The organism is Mucilaginibacter sp. (genome assembly GCF_039207105.1).
Lineage (GTDB): Bacteria > Bacteroidota > Bacteroidia > Sphingobacteriales > Sphingobacteriaceae > Mucilaginibacter.
Map to the genome: position 1 here is coordinate 1 of NZ_JBCECK010000184.1, position 9033 is coordinate 9033.

At 46.1% G+C, this 9033-nt stretch carries 5 protein-coding genes; all 5 read left to right on the plus strand.

The window, feature by feature from the left end; translation table 11 throughout:
• The coding region (nirB, locus tag AAGC65_RS22885) for a nitrite reductase large subunit NirB (protein ID WP_343114791.1) at positions 1 to 2454 on the plus strand (2454 nt) is incomplete at its 5' end.
• Between the two features lie 33 nt (positions 2455 to 2487).
• Entirely contained in the window at positions 2488 to 2838 is a 351-nt protein-coding gene (gene nirD / locus AAGC65_RS22890; RefSeq protein WP_343114792.1) for a nitrite reductase small subunit NirD, read from the plus strand.
• Between the two features lie 92 nt (positions 2839 to 2930).
• Positions 2931 to 4472, plus strand: a complete 1542-nt coding sequence (locus AAGC65_RS22895) for an alginate export family protein (RefSeq protein ID WP_343114793.1) — start codon at positions 2931 to 2933, stop codon at positions 4470 to 4472.
• 25 nt (positions 4473 to 4497) lie between these two features.
• A complete protein-coding gene (locus AAGC65_RS22900; protein ID WP_343114794.1) occupies positions 4498 to 5787 on the plus strand; it encodes an MFS transporter in 1290 nt (429 codons plus the stop codon).
• A gap of 6 nt (positions 5788 to 5793) precedes the next feature.
• Positions 5794 to 9033: molybdopterin-dependent oxidoreductase (locus AAGC65_RS22905; RefSeq protein WP_343114795.1), on the plus strand; the 3240-nt coding region annotated here is incomplete at its 3' end.

Consider the following 9033-nt stretch of genomic DNA (forward strand, 5'->3'; position numbering starts at 1 on the left):
ATGGTAGGTTATAAGTTTTGTGAAAAACTATTAGCCAGATCGTTACATTTCAATATCATTGTTTTTGGCGAAGAAAGCCGCATAGCGTATGATAGGGTTCACCTCAGTGAATATTTTAATGGAAAATCAGCAACTGAGCTTTCATTATCTTCCGCCTCCTGGTACACCGACAATAATATAACATTACACCTGAACGACCCGGTACAGGAAATAAATCGTACAGAAAAAACGGTACACTCCCTAAAAGGATTAACCGTTAAGTATGATTACCTGGTGCTGGCTACAGGCTCATCAGCATTTGTACCCGATATTCCCGGCGTTGAAAAAGAAGGCATATTTGTGTACAGAACCATTGATGATCTTGACCTGATCAAAACTTACGCGGCCAACGCTAAAGTTGGCGCCGTTATGGGTGGTGGCCTTTTGGGCCTTGAGGCCGCGAAAGCCCTGATAGATCTGGGTATTGAAGAAACCCATGTTATTGAGTTTGCCCCGAGGCTAATGCCCCGGCAAATAGACTCGGCAGGTAGCGGCATGCTACTATCTAAATTAAAAAGCCTGGGCTTAAATATCCACCTCAATAAAAATACAGCAGCCTTTGTTGGTCAGCATAAAATAGAAGCACTGCAATTTAATGATGATACCCGCCTGCCTATAGATATGATGGTGATATCGGCAGGCATCCGTCCGCGCGATGAGCTGGCCAAACTTGCCGGGTTGCATACCGGCACCCGCGGAGGCATCATCGTAAATGAAAAAATGCAAACCAGCGATGAGCACATTTTTGCCATTGGCGAGTGTGCGCTTTACGAAGGCATGATATACGGCTTGGTAGCACCCGGCTATGAAATGGCTGATATTGTTGCCACTTATCTAACCGGCGGCGAAAAAGGTTTTTACGGCTATGATATGAGCACCAAGCTTAAACTTATTGGTGTTGATGTAGCCAGCTTTGGCGATGCCTTTATAACAGAACCCGACTGCCGCACCATTGTATTTGAAGATACCCACAAAGGCATATACAAACGCATCAACATTAGTAATGATGGTAAATATTTATTAGGCGGCATTTTAATTGGTGATGCCGATGCCTACAACATGTTGCTGCAAACTGTAAACAATAAAATTGCCCTGCCGCCAAATCCCGAAGATCTCATCTTAGGTTCACGCGGCGGCGAAGCAAGTGAAGGTGCAGGTGTTATGAACCTGCCCGACGAGGCGCTGATCTGCTCGTGCGAGGCTATAACAAAATCGGCCATATGCTCGGCAGTTAATGATGGCGCTTGCGGTATTGATGAGATCAAGAAATGTACTAAAGCCGGCACAGGTTGCGGCGGATGCGTACCATTAGTAAAAGACCTGATAACCGGAACCATGAAAGCCAATGGCCAATATGTTAAAAACGTTCTTTGCGAGCATTTTGACTATTCACGCCAGGAACTTTACGATCTTGTAAAAATAAATAAGGTTAAAAATTACGACCTGGTACTGGATCACTTTGGCAAAGGCGATGGCTGCGAGGTGTGCAAACCAGCTATAGCCAGTATATTATCAAGCCTTTGGAATGATGTTATTGTAAAACAAGATACCATTCAGGACAGTAACGATCGTTACCTAGCCAACATACAAAAGGGCGGCACTTACTCTGTTGTACCACGCATCCCCGGCGGAGAGATCACCCCGGATAAGCTGATCGTAATTGGCCAGGTGGCAAAAAAATACGGCCTATACACCAAGATAACCGGCGGCCAGCGCATTGATCTGTTCGGCGCGCACGTTAATGATCTGCCCGAAATTTGGGAAGAACTGATAGATGCCGGTTTTGAAAGTGGCCATGCTTACGGCAAAGCCCTCCGTACCGTAAAAAGCTGCGTGGGTAGCACCTGGTGCCGCTTTGGATTACATGACAGCGTATCATTTGCCATTGAAATTGAAGACAGATATAAAGGCATTCGTGCCCCGCATAAACTTAAAGGAGGTGTAAGTGGCTGCATCCGCGAATGCGCCGAAGCGCAATCAAAAGACTTTGGCATCATCGCTACCGAAAAAGGCTGGAACCTGTATGTGTGCGGCAATGGTGGCTCTAAACCACAGCATGCTCAGCTGCTGGCAACCGATGTTGATAGTGCTACCTGTATTAAATATATAGACAGGTTCTTGATGTTTTACATAAAAACCGCCGATCCGCTTACCCGCACCGCCACCTGGCTTAATAAAATGGATGGCGGTATGAGCTACCTCAAAAACGTGGTTATTAATGATAGCCTGGGCATTGCCGAAAAGTTGGATGAGGAGATGCAGCAACTGGTAGACACCTATCATTGCGAATGGAAAGAAGTTGTGGAAAACCCAGATTTGCGTAAACGCTTTGCACACTTTATTAACGCCCCACTGGAAAAAGACCCATCGGTAAAATTTGAAACCATGCGCGAGCAGGTAAAAGCTCAGTGGTAAATAAAACCTATAAAACAGCTAAAAAACATAAATATGGAAACAGTTGCAGATATTGAATGGGTATTAGCCTGCTACACAGATGATGTGCCCGAAAATGGCGGCGCCTGCGTAAAGCATGGTGACGAGCAAATAGCTCTATATAATTTTTCGCGCCGGGGCGAGTGGTATGCCACACAAAACCTTTGCCCGCACAAACAACAAATGGTGCTTTCGCGCGGTATGATAGGCAGCACCGGCGAGGATTGCACACCCAAAGTAGCCTGTCCCTTTCATAAAAAAGCATTTTCGCTCATCAGCGGGGAATGCCTAAGCGGTGAGGAATACCAGATTAAAACCTACCCGGTAAAAGTTGCCGACGGCAAGGTTTATATAGGTATAGTTTAATTATTGGGATAAAAAAAGCCCTGTCGGGAGGTCGCATTCCCAGACAGGGTTAAACAGTTTTCTTGCTTTAACAAATAAAAAAACTATCTCAAATGTACAAAAATGTATTAAACCAATGCACTATTCCTGCAATTGCATTTCTGGTAGTATGCTTTTCCTGTTTCAATGCAAATGCGCAAGTTTCATTTTCAGGACAACTGCGTACCCGCGGCGAATTAAGGGATGGTTACGGTACGCTGCAAACCAAAGGTTATAAAGATGCAGCCTTTATTTCTCAACGAACGCGTTTAACGCTTGATTACAGATCAAGCAAACTCATTTTCCATACTACCGTTCAAGATGTAAGGCTTTGGGGGCAGGACGCCTCCACCATCACCGCTGCCGATGGCAACAAATTAGGGCTGCATGAAGCCTGGGCCGAAATCATCTTATCCAACAAAAAAGATACTTCCTTTAAATCATCTCCGGTTGATTACTTTGCTGTTAAAATTGGCAAACAGGAATTGGTTTACGATGATGAACGTCTGCTGGGTAATTTTGACTGGACCCAACAGGGCCGCCGCCATGATGCCATTGTATTAAAAGTGCTGCAAAACAACTGGCAAGTTGACCTGGGAGCCGCATTTAATCAAAACTCCGATGCCATCAATTACAACGGCACCTTTTATACGCCAGCCAATATACCCGCTACCGTAAAAGACAGTAAAGGCAACCTTGTAAATACTCCTGCAAACATGATTCCGCTGATTAACAGCGCGGGCATCAGTGCAAAAAACGGAGCCCCGGCTTATTTAAATACACCGGGCAGCAACGCCGCCACCCAAAACTATAAAGCGCTGGAGTATTTGTACGCGGCCAAAAAGCTCAATAAAACCAAAATATCAGGTTTGTTTCTGGCCGATCAGTTTAGTAAATATATACTTGATTCGGTTAAAAATACTTCAGGGACAGATGTCGGCTATGTATATGGCAAGCGCTTTAACCAAACCGGCGTAAATACCCGCTACACCACCGGCTTATTAGCAAACCCCGTTTTTGGTGATAAAAACCAACTGGCATTAACGGGCGGCTATTATTATCAGGGAGGTCATGACCGCGAAGGGCTGTCGTTAAATGCTTATATGTTTACAAGTTCTATAAGTTATAGGCCTAATACCTTATGCTATACCGCCGGCTGGGATTACCTTTCGGGCAATGATGCTTTTTCAACTTCTAAAACCAACCATCGGTTCGACCCGCTTTATGGTACCCCTCATAAGTTTTGGGGATACATGGATTACTTTTACGCGGTAAGCGGCGCGCCTACCGGGGGCCTAAGCAATCCATATTTAAAAGTAAAGTATACTTCGGCCAATAACCGCTTTACTACCGAGCTGGCCAATCATTACTTCCTGCTGGCTCAGGATCAGAAAGACATTAACGGTCAGGCTATAGACAAGTATTTAGGTACCGAGTTTGACCTTACGACAGGCTATAAGTTAAATAAATTCACCGGCATTGATCTGGGCTTTTCCTATATGGCAGCCACCCGCAGTATGGAATACGCCAAAAATATCACTCCGGGTACGGCTAACCTAAAACCGGTATGGGCCTACCTGCAAGTCAACATCAAACCCGAATTTCTAAACAAGTAAATACCCCCATTAAAAATTTAGAACGATGAAAAATCAACTGACCAAACTCAACATATTATCGCTCAAAGGTGTGCAAATGCGCACGTTCCACATTACCTGGCTCATGTTTTTTGTGTGCTTTTTTGGCTGGTTTGGTTTGGCTCCCCTCATGCCCACCATCCGTACCGAACTGCATTTAAGTAAAGGGCAGGTGGGTAATATCATTATAGCATCTGTATCAGCCACTATTGTTGCCCGCCTAATCATAGGTAAGCTTTGCGATACCTGGGGGCCAAGAAAAACTGCCATCCGGTTATTGTTAGTGGGTTCACTGCCTGTGTTTTTTGTTGGCCTGGCGCATGATTATACCACCTTTTTATTGTTCAGGCTGGCTATTGGTGTTATAGGCGCATCCTTCGTGATCACCCAGTTCCATACCTCCATGATGTTTGCGCCAAATCTGAAAGGTACTGCCAATGCGGTAACGGGTGGCTGGGGTAATTTGGGTGGAGGGGTGACCAATATGGTGATGCCTTTAATATTTGCCACCATAGTTGGCTTTGGCTATACCAGCGCTCAGGCCTGGCGCTATGCCATGATCGTTCCTGGAATATTGATGCTGATTATCGCGTTTTTATATTCAAAGTATACCACAGATACTCCCAATGGCAATTATGACGAGGTAGGGTACACCCAGGGTAAATCATCAAAAACCGATTGGAGCGTACTGGCCGACTGGCGCATTTGGGCGCTTACCCTGGCCTATGCCATGTGTTTTGGCATGGAAATCACTTTTGACAATGTAGCCTCCCTCCATTTTGTTGATTCTTTTCACCTGTCGCAAAGTTCTGCAGGTTTCTGGGCGGGTATATTCGGCTCTATGAATTTGTTTGCCAGAGCTTTGGGCGGCATTGTATCTGATAAAGTAGGCGGCAAATTCGGCATGCGGGGCAAAGGCCTGCTGCTTGCAGGAGTACTACTTTTTGAAGGCCTTGGGCTAATACTGTTTGCTCATTCCGGCACTTTACTGGCAGCTATAGTTTCAATGCTATCTTTCGCCCTATTCCTGAAAATGGCCAATGGCGCTACCTACGGGATAGTACCCTTTGTGAACACCAAAAATGTAGGTTTGGTTAGTGGCATAGTTGGTGCAGGCGGAAATTTCGGCGGGATGTTGTTTGGCTTCCTGTTCAAGTCGGATGCTATTACTTACGTGCAGGCTTTTACCTATATAGGCTATACCGTTATGGTGGTAGCGGTAATTATATTCGTCACCCGCTTTTATAAACAATCTGTTCCTGACACTGAATCTGTAGTAGCGGGCAGCATGGCATAATTGAGTATGAGCGCAAAGGCATCGTCATCAAAAAACAGGTTAACGGCCAATGCCCTAACTTCCACCTGCTGTTATTGCGGGGTTGGTTGCGGCGTTGTAGTGAACAAAGAAAAAAATGGCACTATTTCACTACAGGGCGATACCGAGCACCCGGTGAACAAAGGAATGCTGTGCAGCAAAGGCATGAACCTGCATTATACGGTGAACGATAAAAGCGACCGCCTGCTTTATCCTCAAATGCGCTATAATAAAAGTATGCCCATGCAACAGGTAAGTTGGGACGATGCCCTTGACCGTACCGCCGCCGTTTTTAAAACATTTATTGATAAATACGGGCCAGATTCGGTTGCCTTTTATGCCTCAGGCCAATGTTTAACCGAGGAATATTATGTTGTTAATAAGCTGATCAAGGGCTTTATCGGCAGCAATAATATTGATACCAACTCGCGCCTGTGCATGAGCAGTGCGGTGGCGGCTTATAAGATAGCTTTAGGTGAAGATGTCGTTCCGCTTTGTTATGATGATATTGAACTGGCCGATTGTTTTTATGTGATGGGCGGCAACCCGGCCTGGTGCCATCCTATTTTATGGCGCAGGGTGGAGGCACACAAAGCGGCCAATCCCGATGCAAAGGTCATCGTCATTGATCCGCGGGTGACTGATACTTGCGCCATTACCGATCTGCATTTACAGATCAACCCCGGAACGGATGTTACCCTGAACCATGCCATTGGCAGGCTGCTGATAGAGAATGGCGATATAGACATAGACTTTATTAACAATCATGCCGAAGGTTTTGAACAATACAGCGCTATTGTTTTTGAAAGAACATTAAGCGAGAGTGCAAAGATCTGCGGTTTACGCGAGGCTGATATTCGCCTTGCGGCGAAATACATAGGAGAGGCCAAAGGTTTTATTACTATGTGGACTATGGGACTTAACCAAAGCGCCATCGGGGTAAATAAAAACCTGAGCCTTATTAACCTCAACCTCATAACCGGGCACATTGGCAAACCCGGTTCGGGCCCTTTATCATTAACTGGCCAGCCCAATGCAATGGGTGGAAGGGAAGTTGGCGGCCTGTCAAACCTGCTACCAGCACATCGTAACCTGAACAATCCGGTACACCGGGAGGAGGTTCAAAAATTCTGGGGAGGTAAGCCTATTCAGCCAAAACCGGGTTTAACAGCTACCGAAATGTTTGAGGCTTTGAATGATGGCCGTTTGAAGGCTATCTGGATCATGTGTACCAACCCACTTACCAGCCTGCCCAATGTTCGCCTGGCCGAAGAGGCGTTAAAAAAAGCCAAGTTTGTTGTGGTACAGGAGGTAAGCAATAAGCCCGAAACCCTGGCTTACGCCGATGTTATACTCCCAGCTGCTGCCTGGGCCGAAAAGGAGGGCACCATGACCAACTCCGAGCGCCGCATCAGTTACCTGAACAAGATCATTGACCCTCCCGGCGAGGCGCTGCCCGACTCTGAGATCATTTGCCGCTTTGCCCGCAAAATGGGTTATAAAGGCTTTGATTTTGAAAACGCGGCGGCTATTTACGCTGAACATGTAAAACTTACAGCTAAAACCAATATCGATATCAGCGGCCTGAGCTATGATGTGATTAAAGCACAAAAAACGGTGCAATGGCCCTACAAAAAGAAAAATTTATCAAAGGGTACTCCCCGCTTATTTACCGATAAGGTTTTTTATACCCCCTCAACCAAAGCAGTGATCAGTCCGGTGTCAGATATACTCACCAGTGAATTACCTGATGATGAATTTCCATTCATATTGACCACGGGCCGCATCCGCGATCAGTGGCATACCATGAGTAAAACGGGCAAGGTAAATAAGCTTAACCAGCATTATAAACAGGCTTTTTTAGAAATTCATCCGGCTGATGCGGCCACCCTACAGCTTAATGAAGGTGATATTACGGTTATTACCTCACGCCGCGGTGAGGTAAGGGTGCAGGCCCGGCTTACCGACCAGATAAAACCCGGCGTGGTGTTTTTACCTATGCATTGGGGCAAAATTTTGAATAACGACCTTAACCGTGCCAATAACATTACCAGCGACAAGGTTGACCCCATATCCAAAGAGCCCGACTTTAAGTATTGCTCGGTAAACCTTAAAAAACACCAGAAACCTTTTCAGCGTATTGTAGTAGTAGGGGCCGGAGCTGGTGCTTATGGCTTTGTAAAATCATATCGGGAGCTCAATCAGGACGACGAGATTACCATCTTCAGTAAAGAGAACCATCCATTTTACAACCGGGTTATGCTGCCCGATTATATCAGTGGCGAGCAATCATGGGAGCAGCTGGTAAAAATGAAAGATTCGGAAGAGCCCGAATACAAGATCAGGATGCATCGGGGGGTAAGCATCGAAAAAATTGACAGGGCCAATAAAATAGTGACTGATTCACGAGGTGTTAAAACCTCCTATGATGTATTGGTGCTGGCCACAGGCAGCCGCGCGTCAGTCCCCAAAAACGTGCCTGCGTTACCAGGCATATTCACTATGCGCAGCCGTAACGATGCCGACGCCTTTATCAAACACGTACCGCAAGGTGGTCACGTTGTTATTGTTGGCGGGGGCTTGCTTGGGCTGGAAATGGCTGCTTCCCTGCGCGAAATTGGCAAGAAGGTAACCATTGTACAGCGTGTATCCCGGTTCCTGAACCGGCAGTTAGATGCGCTGGGCAGCCAGCTATTAGCCGAAGAAATGGCCGATCAGGGTTGCGATATTTATTATGATGATGAAGTGCAGTTGTTTTACGGCCGCTCAAAACTAACCGGCGTCGGACTGAAAAGCGGCAACAAAATTGATTGCGACGCCATGATCCTGGCCATCGGTACCACCCCCAATTTGGAAATTGCCAAAGACTGCGGGCTGGAATGCAAACGCGGTGTTATTGTTAACGAACGCCTGCAAACAAGCGATCCCGACATATACGCCATTGGCGAAATTGCCGAGTTTGAAGGTACCCTTTACGGCATTACAGCTGCCGCCGAGCAGCAAGCCGAAGTAATGGCTAAATACATGAACGGCGATATTGCCAGCTATTACAAAGGCACCCTGTTCATGAACATCATTAAAATTCATGGTTTTGATCTGTGCAGTATTGGCTTATCTGAATGCCCCGACAATGTAAATTATGAAGAGATCGTCTTTATTGATAAGGCCAAGCGCTACTATAAAAAATGCATCATTCATCAGGACAGGCTGGTAGGCACTATACTGATA

Bases quoted from the DNA above. Each gene is read 5' to 3' on its own strand.
- AAGC65_RS22900 (WP_343114794.1), top strand. From the start codon at position 4,498: ATGAAAAATCAACTGACCAAACTCAACATATTATCGCTCAAAGGTGTG.
- nirD (WP_343114792.1), top strand. From the start codon at position 2,488: ATGGAAACAGTTGCAGATATTGAATGGGTATTAGCCTGCTACACAGAT.
- AAGC65_RS22895 (WP_343114793.1), top strand. From the start codon at position 2,931: ATGTACAAAAATGTATTAAACCAATGCACTATTCCTGCAATTGCATTT.